Genomic DNA, 14,919 nt, shown 5'->3' with positions numbered 1-14,919 from the left:
TTGTCCCGCTAAGTTATCGCACCAAAAATAAACTAATTTTTTAGTTATACATGCATGTAGCGGGTTTTAACAATAATTTATAACAGGCCTTCGAAGCTGTATTTCGCCATGCTCCAGAATTCGTCGAGGGCGATGATACGGGGTTTGAAAAAGGAGATAATCTCAGGCCAGGCCCCGCTATTCAGCACATTTACCCCTTCCAGTTGGGTGCTGATAGTGCTCATGGTTTTGCCATATTCATCGGTGGTGTTGTCGGTCCATTGCCAGGACTCATCCAGAGTAGTTTCCAGGAAAGCTTTGTTGTGTACGAACTGGTTATAGAACCGGGGATCGGATTGGGTAATGACGATAGAGATACTGGCATGCCGGCTATCGGCATCCATTTTAAAGAATACACCGGGAATACCTGTTTTATAGTTTAGCCAGCTAATGGGCTCGCCATCTGCAGATAGCACAGGCTTCATATACCTGCCGAAGGCGGTCCAGAAATTCTCTTTCAGTTTGGATACTTCCTGTTTGGAATACATGTTGCGAAAATACTTACTGCAGGCGCCAGTACAAAATTTTCGCGATGTTCTTTGCGTCATCCATACCTCTGTGATGGCTACCATCCGGTGACATACCAGGTATGCGGAGTGCATTTTTCATGTCAATAGGTCGGATCCGGTTTTTTCTCTTGAAGAAGAGATTTTGGGCATTGACATATACATACGAAAACGGAGATTGAACTTGCCGCTGAGCGCATTGGATTTCACCTGCTTTAAATCGTATTGACGATTGCCGGCCCGGGCATAATCTACCGGGTTGTTACAGACATCATCCGTATTCAGGATTGAATACTGTTGGGTGCGGGTTACCAGCCGAATATAACAGGTTTCTGGAAATTACTATTTATGTATTGATTATCAGCTGGGAATGCCTGTTTATGAAATGAGTTCTAGTCGAATTTGATAAACATTTTATCAAAATTGATGGTCATCCTGCTGAATTGCCTGATAATGTCCTGCCCGATATTACCATACACCATTTCATTGCTGATTTTGTCTTTAAGCACCGGTACACTATCCAGGACAATATCCTTCTCCATGATGTTGAAATGATGCCTGATCTTATAAGCTTCCTGTTGAGTTTTCCCTCCGGCACCACCAAAACGGATATTTACAGGTTTATAATTTGCAGAAATCTCTGCTTTATTAGCTTCAAAAAAATTGGCGTATAAAAAAGTTTCATCAGCACCGGTATCGAATGTGTAATGTTTTCCATCGATGAAGATCAGCGGTGATAATCGATCAATTGCCATATTGGGCGTACTATGTATCGCAGTTTCTTTTTCCGGTACAATAAGGTAGCCATCCTGTGTAAGTTGCACCTCTTTCAGGGCACTGATTACGGGATAGCCCAGGATCCCTTCAATCTTATAATTGATCTGTGGAAAAGCCAGGGCTGAATCGGCTAATACCAGGAATACCGCATTATTAACTTCGATATTTCCCAGTTTGAATTGCTTACAAACCCCTAGCTGTGCTTTTACTGATGCACCTGTAATAGCGCCTACCACTATATCAGCAGGAAGGATCTGCATATGCAGGCGCTTGGCGGTAGACAGGGAAATGGTAGACATATTGGCACCTGTGTCAAAGATGAAATCAGCAGTGTCTTTGCCAACTACAGCATCCAGGTTATTCAGGCCAGCTTTATCTTTTTTGATCCTTAGTTTGTTGGTACCGTTGATAACTACACGTTGTGGTGGAGTGTGCTCCAGCGTTGTCCACATGTGCAGACTGTTTTTCAAATCATCCTGTCCGTCCGGAGAAAGCAGGTATTTATATTGCTGCAGCATAGTTTGCACAGTTGCCTTTGCTGCTTTATAGTTATACATTTTAGCGGCATTATCTTCTTTTATCCTGTAAAGCTCCAGCCACAGGCTGTCAGAGAAATCTCCCTTCAGACTGGCGATGCGCTGTGCTGAGAGGGAGACCTGATTGAATGCATTATCCAGTAAGGCGGTGAGATAATTTTGTTGGGCGCTGGAAAGACCGGACTTACTACTATCATACAACGATTTCGCATGGAAAAAATCCTTCTGCATGATAAGGGAATAAATTTTATTGAAGCCCGGGTTATTGGTCTGACCAACACAGTTGATGGTCATTAGCAAACAAATGAGACGGATTGTATATTTCATGATGATGAAGATACAAAAATCAAGTTAAAGGCGGATCAGTTCTATTTCACCAGATAACTTTACTTCATCCCCTACAATCAGGTTTCCCGCCTCATTTAACAGGTGAAAATTCAAGCCGAAATCTTTCCGGTTTATTTTCCCGCTTAATTCAAACCCTGCCCGGTGATCATTAAACCGTCCTATCCCGCTGCCGGTATGTTCTACCTGCAGGCTTACCGGCCGGGTATTATTGAGAATGGTCAATTCTCCTTTTAAAGTATCATCAGCTAATAGCCCGGTAAAATGAATAGTTGGAAACCGGGCCGCATCAAAGAAGAGAGAAGAGCTAAGGTGCGCATCGCGTTCTGTATTATTAGTATCTATGCTGGCCACCTCCAGCGTAAAAGTTACACCTGCGTTTTCGAAATCATCATTACCGGTTTGTACCGTTCCACTGAATTTTCTGAAATATCCCGATACGTTGGCAATGCCCAGGTGTTTTACTTTGAACCCTATCTGGGAATGTCCTGCATCAATGTTCCATTGTGTCATAGCTTTGAATTTTTTAACAAAGCTAAACAGGCGGGAAAATTAATATTTTACCATAGGGTAAATAATTATTGGGTCGTCCTGATCCTGCTCAGTGATTGTTGGGTAATGCCCAGGTATTTCGCTATATCCCCCAGGCTGATCCGCTGATGAATGGCATTGTTCTCCTCCACAAATAACCAATACCGATCCGTTGCATTCTCTTCCAGCATCTCACTAATTCTTTTCATCATTTTAGTCGCTGCTATACTTACCAGTTTGCGGAAGAAGGTCTCCATCGCATGATGTTGCCTGCACAATGCCTCCATCGTTTCGTGGCGAATGAGTGTGACGGTCGTCTCTTCCAGCGCTACCAGGTTAAACTTCGAAGGTGTTTGGTTGATATAGCTGTCAAACACAGAAAAGAGTAAATTTTCAGAAAAGAAGCGCATAATAAACTCCTTATCGCCTTTTTCTGAAAAAGACTTAATCAATCCTTCATTCACAAAGTAAAGATAGCGGCAGGTATCCCCGCTATGCAACAGGAATGTACCTTTTGGGTAGGTCTTAGTGATAGTGTGTTGGGATAATTCCCACAAAACGGTATCCTCCAATGGGGAAAACTGCTTACAAAACTGGAAAAAATCTGCCATGCTAATTGAATGATTGTCGGAATTCGAGTGGCGATAAATGTGTCTTTGCCTTGAATAATTTGCTAAATGATTGTGGATAATCAAATCCTAAACTATAGGCAATTTCACTCACGGATAGATTGGTGCCAGATAATTGTTGTTTGGCCTTCTCAATAACTTTTTCCTGGATATGTTGCTGCGTACTCTTACCCGTAAGTACTTTCAATAAGTTACTCAGATAATTGGCGGATACATTTAGTTCAGTTGAAATATATTTCACACTGGGCAGGCCTTTTCGCACCAGTTCATCGCTGCTAAAATAGTCAGTGAGCAGCACTTCCAGTTTTTCCAATACCCGGTGATTACTGATTTTCCTGGTTATAAACTGCCGCTGGTAAAACCGCTCAGCATAAGCCAGCAAAGATTCCAGCTGAGCAATAATGATCTCCTGGCTAAACTGATCAATATTAGTATGGTATTCCCTTTTTATGTTTTCGGTGATTGCAGAAACAGTCAGTTCTTCTTTTTCAGAAAGGAACAAGGCTTCATTTACAGAATAATCAAAATACTGGTATTGCCGGATTTTCTTTGCCAGCGGGGTATTCCACAAAAAATCAGGATGGATTAGTAGTACCCATCCTGATTGATTGATTTCTTTTGCCAGTGGTTCGATGCTGAATACCTGTCCGGGAGCCATGAAGCTCATCACACCTTCATTGAAATCGTATTCCTGCTGTCCGTATTTCATTTTTACATTGTATCCTTTTTTCATGGAGACCAGGTAAAAATTGAAAACAATGTTGACTGGTTCGTCGATAGTGATGTCTTTGATGGGAGCGACATCAATGACACTGATCAGTGGATGCTCCGGTTTAGGGAAGCCCCTGAAAGCATGAAATTCAGATATCGTGTTAAAGGTGAAGATGCGTTTTCCGGCCATGATACAAGGTAATTATTTTGTGGCAAAGGGAGAGATCCCGGCTTTTACATTCAGAACCGCTGGAACTCATTTCATAATTACTATTTAAGTATTGATTATCAATTATAAATACCTGTTTATGAAATGAGTTCTAATCTCATTTTTGCGGCAAGGACAGCGATTGATTTCCCTTTGAAATTTTATTAGGCCTTAAATGCCGCCGCAAAATCTTTTGCAAAATCGGTCACTTTCACCTTCCCGAATTTAGCAGGTCTGTTTTTAAAATAGTCAGCAGTCAGCATACCTTCATGCACACTGGCATACATTTCCACCATTCCTTCCGCAATAGCAGGCTGCATACCTGCCCCTATTAGTCCTTGCAGGTATTGCTCATTAGTCAATGTCACCCATTGCAAATCCGGTTTACCAATCGCCTCTCCTAAGATTCCTGCTACTTCATTGCAGGTCATCTCATCACTCACTACATATCTTACTTTTCTGTGTACAGCTGGCATAGATACTTCATCCGCAATAGCCGCGGCAATATCTGATGGTGCCACTAAAGTAGCGATATCATCTCCACCGGTATTAGCTGCAATCACCCCTTGTTGTTTGATCAAACCAATATATGCATACAGGTTATAGTAAAAACCTACCGGGCGCATGAAGGTAATATCCACATCAGCCAATGTTTCCAATGCCTGCTCTACATTGTAATGTAGTTTGATTAGGCCTGAACCGTGTTCCAGGTGAGCCCCGATACTGCTCAGGTGAATCACTCTTTTTACACCAGATTTTTTAATTGCCTGAGTAAGATTTTCCGCCACTTTCTGGCATTCAGCGAAGAGGTCAACATTCGGATCAAAGTAGCTCACAAAAGGGGGAATCATAGTATATACCAGGTCTGCGCCAGCAAATGTGCTGGTCAGGAAATCCACATCTTCAATAGATCCTACGGCTGGGATAGCACCGAGGGCCCTGATGGCAGTTGTTCTGTCTTCCTTGCTGGTGATGATGGTTAATGCATGGCCTTGTTGGATCAATAACTGCGAGAGTGGGAGTCCGATATGGCCTATGGAGCCTGTTAAAACGATTTTCATGATGTTTGATTTTGTAATGCAAAACTCATGATAAGCGGGAATGTGGGCGTAACCAAATCTAAGGTTGTTGTGTTCAAATCTATAACATATGAAATTGCTTGCCAGGAACAGTCAACTGCCTTTGGTGCGTGAAAACTAGCATCACCAACTGTGTCTCTACAAGTTTGCTATTGCTTTGGATGGGCTTAGCTCCTAACGACAGGCCGTGTAAAAACTTATGCTCCCGATGCCAGGCTAGCCCTGGCAGGTTACCCCCCTTTTTACAATGCTTTCTTATTAAAAAACGAAGGTGAGCAACTGGTCTTTATAGCTGATATCTTCATGCCGGCGCTATACAATTTGCAGATCCTGCAGTGGCCATACAGCTGAATCAGCTCTTTTATGGTGTGAATTTATCCCCATTTGTCTAAATTGATAATAGAGTTATCGTGTTGATAACCAAGAAATTATTACTTGTTTTTCCTTTGTTGGCAGCGATGAGATACCTAATTTTAGTATGCAACATTCTATCCGCAAAAGACCAACTGCATGAATAATTTTCAAGACACATATTCAATCAGTGAATTGGATTTTGACCTCGTATCTGAAATAAGAAACGATTACAGATTTTATTTTACCAGCATAGGTAAGAAAGAAATTGATAAAGCTATCCACTATGATTATATAGAAGAGATTGGAAATACACCGCTGTTTAATCTGGGCTTTGGTGACTACGATTTTAAAACCGACAATATATTAGATGAAGAAATTTCCTGTAACGGTGATCACTATAAAGTCTTTTATACAATACTTAATACTGTTCCCCGATTGTTTGACGCACATAATGATGCAACACTATTAGTTCAGGGCAGTGACAGCATGCCTGAATTTATTCAAAATTGCAAAGCCAATTGCACCAGAGAATGTAAAGACCTGGACTGCAGGAAAGCCCACCGCAGAATTAGAATCTATCGGAATTTTGTAAATAAAAACTTCGATAACTTGAATGATGAATACGATTTCCAGGGAAGCGAAGCTTTGTATAAGGAAGGTATTGCAGAACCGTACGAAGTAGGTAAAGAATATATTTCCGTATTAGTAAAAAGAAAAAATAATTATTATGAGAACTAGAGACAATTTAAATACTATATGTTCAGACAATGAAAAATTTAGAACAGCATACGCGACTGCATCTCAATATGATAGACTGCAATTGGTTGCCTACCGCTTGAAGGATGTTAAGGTTTTATTCCCGAAGAAACGCGCAATGGCGGAAACCTTTGTCAAAAACATAAAATTTCAATCCTCCTAAAAAAATGGAAATAGCCCCCGCCAAGAGGGCTTTCCTATTCCTCAAAATAATATCCAAAAACTCTCTATATCTTCTGATTAAACAGCTCAAAGGCCTTCTTACCATTATTCTCCACTATCAACTCCTTAGCCACCTTCCCCTTCTCCCCCGGATCTTTCCTCAAATCAAACAACTCCCAACTCTCCACTCCACTATAAGACCTCACCAACACAAAATGCGGGCTCACATGATGAGGTTGCGGATACCCATAATAATACACATCCTTCTCCCCATGCTCTCCCAATAAAATCCCTGATCAGAAGCATCAATCATTACCGTATTCTTACTATTCCCGGAATGAAAGTATTTGGTGGAATTTTTTTTCGTGGTTAATTTTAGAAAGATTATGATCGCTGGATTTCAAACATATTGCCGCACATTGACGGATCTCAACGTTGAGGAGGTGGAGCGGATCTGCACATTCGCCATCCCGAGATCCTTGCAAAAGGGGGAGCACCTGTTACAACAGGGGCAGATATGCAGGCATAAAACGTTCATAATAAAAGGTTTATTACGCAGCTATGGTACTGCTGCGGATGGGGCTGAATATATATTACAGTTCTCACCGGAGAATAACTGGATATTGGATCCGGAAAGTTATCACCTTCATACGGCAACGAATTTTAATATCTCTGCCATAGAACGTGCTGATGTATTACAATGGAATAAAGAGGATTTTGATCGTTTATTAAAAGAGATTCCGACCCTGGAGAGATATTCTCAACAGTTGGCCTCAAGAAATAATTATAATAGCCGGCAGCGCTTGTTTACCACCCTGAGTAGTACGCCGGAAGAGAAGTATGAAGACTTTGTCCGTAACAACCCTGCCTTACTATCAAGGCTGCCGCTGCATATGATAGCTGCTTATCTGGGCATGTCATTAAAGACATTGACGCGCATCCGGCATGCACAATTGCGTCGTTAATAAAGGTCAGGTTCCGAAGTTAGTTCCCTCATTAAAAATATGGTCAAATGACCACATTTTCCCCACCACATTAAATGACTTTTGTAATAACAAATTAAATCATTCATTTATGCGGGTATTTGTTACAGGAGCATCTGGATTCGTAGGCTCCGCTATTGTAAAGGAACTCTTACAGGCAGGACACCAGGTACTAGGATTGGTGCGTTCAGATAGTACCGCAGCAGCCCTCGCCCAAACAGGAGCAGACGTACATCGTGGCGATATCACTGATCATGAAACTGTAATTGCTGGCGCAACACAATGTGATGCGATCATTCATACGGCTTTTAATCATGATTTCTCCCGTTTTAAAGAAAGTAGTATTGAAGATCATGCTTTAATTCTGGCATTAGGCGCTACTCAACGTCCACTCATCGTTACATCAGCCATTGGGGTATTAAATTATGGTCGTCCGGTAGACGAGAATGATACGCCTCCACCATCAGAGAAGGTAGCGAGAGCGGCCACAGAAGAAGCTGCGAGGAAAGTCGGTGCTTATATAGTTAGACTCCCGCCAACTACGCATGGCGAAGGCGATCATGGTTTTGTACCTATTGTCATCAACACTGCCAAAGCGAAAGGTGAATCTGCTTACATTGGCGATGGTGCTAATACCTGGGCAGCAGTACATCGATTGGATGCAGCGGTATTGTATAGATTAATATTAGAAAAGCAACCGGAACAAAAAGTGTTTCATGCTGTGGATGAAGTTGGAGTGCCTTTTAAAGAAATAGCAAAGACGATTGGTGATGGGTTAGGGCTTCCTACAGTAAGTAGGACTGGTGCAGATGCAGAAGCGCATTTCGGTTGGTTCATGCATTTTGCAGGAATGAGTGTGGTGCCTTCAGCGGAACTGACGAAGAAGATGCTGGGCTGGATGCCAAAACAGCGTGGGATTTTGGAAGATATAACAGCCTCATATTTTTAAGTAGACAATTGCAGCTGAAAAATCCATGGATGCTTTTATAACATTAAGGGGGCTACAGCTCTATCTTTAGTGCTCCTGGTGCGTACGTTTGTTCACGTTAATACTACAATTACGGAGCGGTTAAATCTCCCAAGAATTCAACTTGATCCGAGATTAATCCCGGCCAACAGCAAACAACAGGATGACGAAAAGCTTCTCCAAAAAGTGGTATAAAGCAAAACGCCTTCAAATCTTAGATTTGAAGGCGTTTATTTGTAGCGAGGAGAGGATTCGAACCTCTGACCTTCGGGTTATGAGCCCGACGAGCTACCACTGCTCTACCTCACAATGAGGATGCAAAGATGCACAAATGATTATACACTACCAAATTTGTTTTTAAAATAATCCGCTCACCTGATAGATTTAGCTTCATCATCTAATTAGCTACCTCCTCATTTTTCAATATCCCCGCTTTCTTCACCAACTGTATAAACTCGCTCCTGTAGCCCTCTTCATCGTCTCCTTTCGCACCTTTTGCCAGCAGTAATACAGCATTATAACCAGCTTTACCCTTATGCTCAGAATTTCTCAACAATAACCCAAATTCGGCTACCGCCGCTGCCATTCTGAAATCCTCAGGCGCATCTTTAATATCCTGCACCTTCCACGGCATCACACTGGAAAGCAACTGGCTCTTATTCTCCTTAGGTTGTTTGTAACGCAGTTTCACCGTCAATACTTCTCCTGAATAATTGCTAGTCGCCACTGTACGTTGATACTTCAATGAATCTACCAGTGGCCTATCCTCATTCATAGCTCCTGTAGATATAAGCTCATACAACGCGGTAACGGTATGGCCTACACCCATATCACCCGCATCTTTCTTATCATCATTAAAGTCCTTATTTTCCAGCATCCTGTTCTCATAACCTACCAGTCGGTAAGACTGCACATATTGCGGATTAAACTCCAGTTGCAACTTCACATCCTTCGCAACCGTAAAAAGTGTACTTCCAAACTCCGTCACAAAGGTGCGGCGTGCCTCTTCGAAATTATCAATATACGCATAGTTACCATTGCCTTTATCCGCCAGTAACTCCAGCTTATCATCTTTCACGTTGCCCATTCCAAAACCAATGACAGAAAGAGACACCCCACTCGTTCTTTTCTTTTCTATTAATGTTTCCAGGTCGCCTTCAGAAGATTCCCCAACATTGAAATCACCATCGGTAGCCATAATAATCCTGTTATTCCCATTTTTCATGAAATGCTCAGTCGCTATATCATAAGCCATTTTAAGACCGTCTCCACCTGCTGTAGATCCGCCTGCCTGCAATTGATTGATCACATTGAGGATGGCGGTCTTTTCACTGCCTGCTGTAGAAGGTAATGCTACATTGGCTGCACCGGCGTAGGTAACAATCGCTACTTTATCTTTACTTCTTAATTGTTGTACCAGGGCAGCCAGTGCCTGTTTTACAAGAGGCAGTTTATTGTAATCATCCATGGAACCAGATACATCCAGCAGGAAAACAAGATTCGCCGCCGGCAGTTTATCCAAAGGCAATTCTTTGGCTTTCAGTGCTACTCTCACCAATTGGTGCGCAGGCTCCCACGGACAAGTAGCCATGTCCGTATAAATCGCCACGGGATCGTCATTGACAGGACTCTTGTATTTATAATCAAAGTAATTGATCATTTCTTCAATCCTCACCGCATCCACCGGAGGCAGGTTCCCGTTATTCAGGTACCTGCGGACATTGGAATAAGATGCCCTGTCCACATCAATTGAAAAAGTGCTGAGTGGCTGGTCTTTCACTAATTGATAATTGTTCTCTTTAATAGCAGCATAGGACTCGTCTTCATCGACAACCATTCGATCATGAACAATTACTGGCGGCGTAAATTGCGTAACGGTCTTCCTGGTTTTTACTTTTGATTTAGAGGTTACCCCCTGCGGTGTTGCCTTAATCTTAACCCCGGCAGCCTTGCCATTTAGTGCACCCGCAATATTCGCATCGCCAGCTTTGCTCTCGTAAAGAGCTGCAGATGAATACCCCAGTGACAACTCCTCTCTTTTAATACCCTGCGCAGTTACAACAAATTCATTGGTCACTTTATCAACTGGTACCAATTTCACCTTAAGAAATTTCGTTTTAGCATCAATCATAATTTCCTGAGAAATAAACCCCATATATTCAGCAATTATTACTGAATCTCCTTTGGGTAGCGTCAAAGTAAATGCCCCAGATTCATCGGTTGCCGCTCCAATGGCTTTCCCTTTAACCTTAACTGCAGCTCCTATCAGTGCTTCATTTGTCGTATCTGTTATAATACCCTTAATGGTATACTGCGCCTGCAGCTGAAGACTCATGAACGCAGTCACAAACAAAAGAAGATATTTCATTAATTTCATCTGGTGTAAATTTACTATATGATGCTAGTTAGGTAGTATTTTCCATAAATCCCTGGAAAATTAATATCCTGTAGATAGTTAACAAATCAGGAGAACTACCTAAGCAAAAATGAAATACATTTGATATACTTATGAAAATAGGACAGCCATTTAAAACCCTAAGCTTACAGCAGTACTTCTACTACATTGATAACCACAAGAAGTACACTGATTTTAATACCCTGGGCCTTTACCGTTCAATTGTAGAAAATGAAAAACTATCTCCTGCCGATAAGATAGCCGTCAGAGAATACGCTCATCGGTTCTTTAAAAAGTCATTTGACTTTTTGCAGCTGAAAGATCCCAGGACATTTATTGAGGTTGAATTTCTAGGACAGGAATTAACAAAGGGAGATAATGATAGAATTTGGGAGGATATTAAAAAATACCAGCAGCGAATTCTGACAAATAAGCGGATTAAACATCGGAATTTTGGTGTGTACTCAAAACACCTTTGTGGCTATGATAATTGTCACTTAAATGGACTCATGATCAGAAGAGACTCCCCGATAGCGCAATGCCATATGCATTTTGAAAGCGATCAACGTGGCCCTTACCATTATAACCCTGAAGCATATAAGGCAGACAGGAAAAGAGAGCGACAGATCATTAGAAAAGAACTGGAAAACGAATAAGGCCACTCTCAATTAAAAACTATTGGCCAGTTGCGCGATTTTCTGCGTAAATACCTGCTTTTCAACAAGAGAACGGGTAAGCGCCAGTGCCTGTTGGTAATGCGCAATGGCAAGGGTGGAATCCATACCGCTATACAAAAATCCCATTAACCCGTGGTAATAGCTGTTTTCTCTAAGATCTAATTTCTCTGCTTCTTTAATAGCCTGTTCATTGCCATATACCATCGCAAATGCAAAGGTGCGGTTGATCGCCGATACCGGTGAATACTCCATTATAAGGAGCTGGTTATATAATTGCAGAATTTGCGGCCATTTATCTCCTGTACGGGTAGTATGCCAATAAGCAATGGCAGCTTCAAGGTGATAGGTGGAAACCTCCTGGTTCACAAATGCCTTCCAGAAATAGTAATTCCCTTTCTCTATAAGGAAAGGATCCCATAAATCCCTGTCCTGGTCTTCATATAATATAGCCTCCCCGGCATCGTTCGTACGGGCATTTAACCGCGAACTCTGGTAACACATTAAGGCCAGCAATGCATTGACCCGGGGAATATTAGTGAGGTTATTTTCTGCTAACAATAATGTTAAGCGTATTGCTTCAGAGCATAAATCTTTTCGTATAAATTCTTTTTCACCCTGGGAAAAATAGCCCTCGTTAAAGAGCAGGTAAATTGTCTTTAAAACAACATCCAGCCTTGTGCTGATTTCGGTATGACTTAAGGTTCTAAGTTGAAAACCTTCCGTACGTAAATTAGCCCGGGCCCTTAACAGCCGCTTTTTAATAGTTTCTACCTGGCTCAAAAATGCATTGGCAATCTCCTCCACACTAAAACCACATAAAATTTGTAATGCAAGACAAATCTGTGCCGGTGCCGGGTTTATAGGATCGCATACTACGAAAATCATAGATAACTGGCTGTCGGCAATAATTGCATCGTTAAACTCAAATTCTATGTCGGTAGCAGTTTCTGCAGGTTTGATAGCATCCTTAATTTTCGTCTCAAAAAGCTGGTTGCGTTTTAAATAATCTTTTGCCTTGTTACGGGCAACGGCATACAGCCATGCTGAAGGATTTGCCGGAATACCATGCGGTAGCCAGTATTCGGTTGCTTTTAGAAACGTCTCGCTGGCAATATCTTCTGCCACATCTATATACTGCCAACCAAAGTAACGGCTCAAAACAGCCGTCATCTTCGCATATTCCTGCCGGAACAAATGTGGAATCAGCTTGTTTACTGCATGTTCATCAGTAGCCATTATATTAATTTCGCCTGTATGGGTTGCCAAATCATTTAAAAGGAAATCCAGGATAGCGGTAGTTTCATCGCTATCCTGGATTTCTTTACTTCGCCTGTGTTAACTGTTATCCTCTGGAGTTACTATTTTCCGCACTTCTACAAAACCACCAATTTTAAGAATGGGGCATTCCTGGGCCAGTACAACTGCTTCGTCAATAGTAGCAGCTTTTACAACAATGTAACCGTTAATAAATTCCTTTACTTCGGTGTAAGGCCCGTCGGTCAATACATTGCCGGGCTTTACGGTTTTCCCTTCGCTCATTGAAAGGCGGTTACCTTTGTCTGCCAGTTTATCCTGCGCCGCAATACTGCCCATCCAGTTCATCCAGTCGGTCAGTAATTGTTGCATTTGTTCGGGCGAAGGTTTGGAACCTTCAGTTACACTGTTTCTGAAGATGAAAACGAATTCGTTCATGGTTTAAATTTTATGTTCGTATTTATAACGATTGAACATCATGACCGGGGACAACTAAAGTAGAAATTGTTCAATAAAAACAAGTTAGCAATTATTTCACAAGAAATGCTTACCGCATTTTCGCACGTTCCGTTGCTAATGCCGGTAATCCGGTATGTCCGCTTTGCTTTTCGAAATTGAATTTCATTACTGCAATCAACCATTGATCGTTTTGCAATAACAGCTTGACATCATATGTGCCCTCCACTACCCAACTATCATTTCCAATCCAGTGTGTGGCCTTACCACTGAAATTAACTGTTGCTACAGTATCATTTTTTGCAACTTTAAAATCAGATAACTGGTGATGTGTTTTGTCGAAACCCGGCAGGAAAGCCGCCCAGGATCCGGCAATTTGCAGTGGAGTAAGTGATGATGCCGCATTTCCGTTCATGGATGAATAATCAAGTAACACGGTTTCACCCATTACTTCTTTTACTTTTCGCCAGTTCCGCTCGTCGGCCCCTGCAAAAAGAGTAGTAATAGCCTGGATAATTGCTTGTTCCATTTGAAATATTTATTACAGCTTATTTAAGTCAAAAAAAACAGAGATAGCAGCAACTGCTTCTGATACATTTACAGGGTTATCGTAAAAATCAAATTGCGTTCCCGTTGTCCAATACATCGTTTTATGTGTATGTGGAATGTCTTTAAAAAAACGCTTTACATTTTCAGCCAATACAGCTTCATCAGCATGTATCATCAATACCGGCTGCCTGATAGAGGTCGCTAATGGCAGCGGATCGAACGTGAGCCATCCTTCCCAGCTCATCACGGCAAATTTATCGGCATTCCATTGTGGAATACCTCCTCTCGTGCTGTTTAAATAATAATCATAAGGGCCAAACATAGCCGCACTGGAGTCGGAAGTGCTGATAGCCGGAATATAGGTCACCTCGCCTGTTTCGGTAAAACGTTGCTGCGCGATTTGCGATTGTTTTATTTTTTCGCTGACCCCTTCTTCTCCCCCATATATCTGTTTCACAGTTGCTGCATTGTGAAGCCAGGCGGCCACAGTCGCCAGGCCTTTTACCCGTTCATCACCTGCCGCAACAGTGGCCATATAACCGGCGCTGGCACAAACGGCTACAAGAAAAATGCGCTCACTATCTACGCCGGGAACGGATTGCAAAAATGTTATGGCATTTTTGTAGTCCATAATCTTAGCCTCAGGATTTTCCCAATATCTTGGTTCCCCTTCACTTTCTCCAAAATAGGTGGGATCAAAGGCCAGGGTAATAAATCCATGCTGAGATAAATGTTGGGCATATAAGCCGCTCATCTGTTCCTTTACGGTTGTCCAGGAACCCCCTACAACAATGGCCGGATATTTTTGGTCGGGCACAAACTCTTTAGGGTAAAACAGGTGGCCGCTTAAGCGCAGCCCCTTGCTGTCAAAATGAATTGTTTGATGCATATTATTTGATTTTACTACAATCTATGCGCTCACCATTCGTGCGTACTTTCAGACTTCCATACTTACCATTGCCTTCATAGGGGTGTTCAAAAATGACATTGTCATAATAGCAATTA

General features: G+C 42.0%; 16 protein-coding genes and 1 tRNA gene. 4 read left to right on the top strand and 13 right to left on the bottom strand.

Going from position 1 to position 14,919, the window contains the following annotated elements:
• Positions 1–77 precede the first annotated feature (77 nt).
• The 6 genes from U0033_RS19520 to U0033_RS19495 form a co-directional block, all read right to left on the bottom strand.
• Complete coding sequence (locus U0033_RS19520; protein ID WP_072365089.1) at positions 78–527, bottom strand: DUF4268 domain-containing protein; 450 nt, start codon at positions 525–527, stop codon at positions 78–80.
• Between the two features lie 410 nt (positions 528–937).
• A complete protein-coding gene (locus U0033_RS19515) occupies positions 938–2,185 on the bottom strand; it encodes a retropepsin-like aspartic protease family protein (protein ID WP_083571845.1) in 1,248 nt (415 codons plus the stop codon).
• A 24-nt stretch (positions 2,186–2,209) separates the two neighbouring features.
• Positions 2,210–2,716, bottom strand: coding sequence for a YceI family protein (locus tag U0033_RS19510; RefSeq protein ID WP_072365094.1), 507 nt, complete (start codon positions 2,714–2,716; stop codon positions 2,210–2,212).
• A gap of 65 nt (positions 2,717–2,781) precedes the next feature.
• Positions 2,782–3,345, bottom strand: coding sequence for a Crp/Fnr family transcriptional regulator (locus tag U0033_RS19505; RefSeq protein WP_072365095.1), 564 nt, complete (start codon positions 3,343–3,345; stop codon positions 2,782–2,784).
• A gap of 1 nt (position 3,346) precedes the next feature.
• Positions 3,347–4,264 carry a helix-turn-helix domain-containing protein gene (locus U0033_RS19500; protein WP_072365097.1) on the bottom strand — a complete coding sequence of 306 codons (918 nt, stop codon included), beginning with the start codon at positions 4,262–4,264 and terminating at the stop codon, positions 3,347–3,349.
• Positions 4,265–4,446: 182 nt separating this feature from the next.
• A complete protein-coding gene (locus tag U0033_RS19495) occupies positions 4,447–5,343 on the bottom strand; it encodes an NAD(P)H-binding protein (protein WP_072365099.1) in 897 nt (298 codons plus the stop codon).
• 528 nt (positions 5,344–5,871) lie between these two features.
• On the opposite strand from U0033_RS19495, the gene U0033_RS19490 reads away from it, so the two are divergent.
• Positions 5,872–6,453 carry a DUF6934 family protein gene (locus U0033_RS19490; RefSeq protein WP_072365100.1) on the top strand — a complete coding sequence of 194 codons (582 nt, stop codon included), beginning with the start codon at positions 5,872–5,874 and terminating at the stop codon, positions 6,451–6,453.
• A 245-nt stretch (positions 6,454–6,698) separates the two neighbouring features.
• Here U0033_RS19490 and U0033_RS19485 read toward each other — a convergent pair whose 3' ends face one another.
• On the bottom strand, positions 6,699–6,860 hold the full coding sequence (locus tag U0033_RS19485; RefSeq protein ID WP_218164108.1) for a hypothetical protein: 162 nt from the start codon (positions 6,858–6,860) through the stop codon (positions 6,699–6,701).
• Positions 6,861–7,019: 159 nt separating this feature from the next.
• On the opposite strand from U0033_RS19485, the gene U0033_RS19480 reads away from it, so the two are divergent.
• Both U0033_RS19480 and U0033_RS19475 read left to right on the top strand, forming a co-directional pair.
• Positions 7,020–7,598: a Crp/Fnr family transcriptional regulator gene (locus tag U0033_RS19480; RefSeq protein WP_072365106.1), complete on the top strand. Its 579-nt coding sequence runs from the start codon at positions 7,020–7,022 to the stop codon at positions 7,596–7,598.
• 109 nt (positions 7,599–7,707) lie between these two features.
• Complete coding sequence (locus U0033_RS19475) at positions 7,708–8,565, top strand: SDR family oxidoreductase (protein ID WP_072365107.1); 858 nt, start codon at positions 7,708–7,710, stop codon at positions 8,563–8,565.
• A gap of 255 nt (positions 8,566–8,820) precedes the next feature.
• Here the strand turns inward: U0033_RS19475 and U0033_RS19470 are convergent.
• Both U0033_RS19470 and U0033_RS19465 read right to left on the bottom strand, forming a co-directional pair.
• Positions 8,821–8,892, bottom strand: a tRNA-Met gene (locus U0033_RS19470).
• Between the two features lie 88 nt (positions 8,893–8,980).
• Positions 8,981–10,951, bottom strand: a complete 1,971-nt coding sequence (locus U0033_RS19465) for a vWA domain-containing protein (protein WP_326980838.1) — start codon at positions 10,949–10,951, stop codon at positions 8,981–8,983.
• Positions 10,952–11,091: 140 nt separating this feature from the next.
• Between U0033_RS19465 and U0033_RS19460 the strand changes: the two genes are divergently transcribed.
• On the top strand, positions 11,092–11,634 hold the full coding sequence (locus U0033_RS19460; protein ID WP_072365111.1) for a hypothetical protein: 543 nt from the start codon (positions 11,092–11,094) through the stop codon (positions 11,632–11,634).
• Between the two features lie 12 nt (positions 11,635–11,646).
• Here U0033_RS19460 and U0033_RS19455 read toward each other — a convergent pair whose 3' ends face one another.
• The 4 genes from U0033_RS19455 to U0033_RS19440 all read right to left on the bottom strand — a co-directional run bounded on the left by U0033_RS19455 (position 11,647) and on the right by U0033_RS19440 (position 14,803).
• Complete coding sequence (locus tag U0033_RS19455; RefSeq protein ID WP_072365113.1) at positions 11,647–12,891, bottom strand: RNA polymerase sigma factor; 1,245 nt, start codon at positions 12,889–12,891, stop codon at positions 11,647–11,649.
• 99 nt (positions 12,892–12,990) lie between these two features.
• The gene (locus U0033_RS19450) at positions 12,991–13,347 is read right to left on the bottom strand and encodes a YciI family protein (RefSeq protein ID WP_072365115.1); all 357 of its coding nucleotides are present in this window, start codon (positions 13,345–13,347) and stop codon (positions 12,991–12,993) included.
• 109 nt (positions 13,348–13,456) lie between these two features.
• On the bottom strand, positions 13,457–13,894 hold the full coding sequence (locus U0033_RS19445; RefSeq protein WP_072365117.1) for a nuclear transport factor 2 family protein: 438 nt from the start codon (positions 13,892–13,894) through the stop codon (positions 13,457–13,459).
• Positions 13,895–13,906: 12 nt separating this feature from the next.
• Entirely contained in the window at positions 13,907–14,803 is an 897-nt protein-coding gene (locus U0033_RS19440; RefSeq protein WP_072365119.1) for an alpha/beta hydrolase, read from the bottom strand.
• Positions 14,804–14,919 lie beyond the last annotated feature (116 nt).

It is taken from the genome of Chitinophaga sancti (genome assembly GCF_034424315.1).
Taxonomy (GTDB): Bacteria; Bacteroidota; Bacteroidia; order Chitinophagales; family Chitinophagaceae; genus Chitinophaga; species Chitinophaga sancti.
The sequence above is the reverse complement of the archived record's forward strand: the minus strand, read 5'-3'. Positions and strand labels throughout refer to the sequence as shown.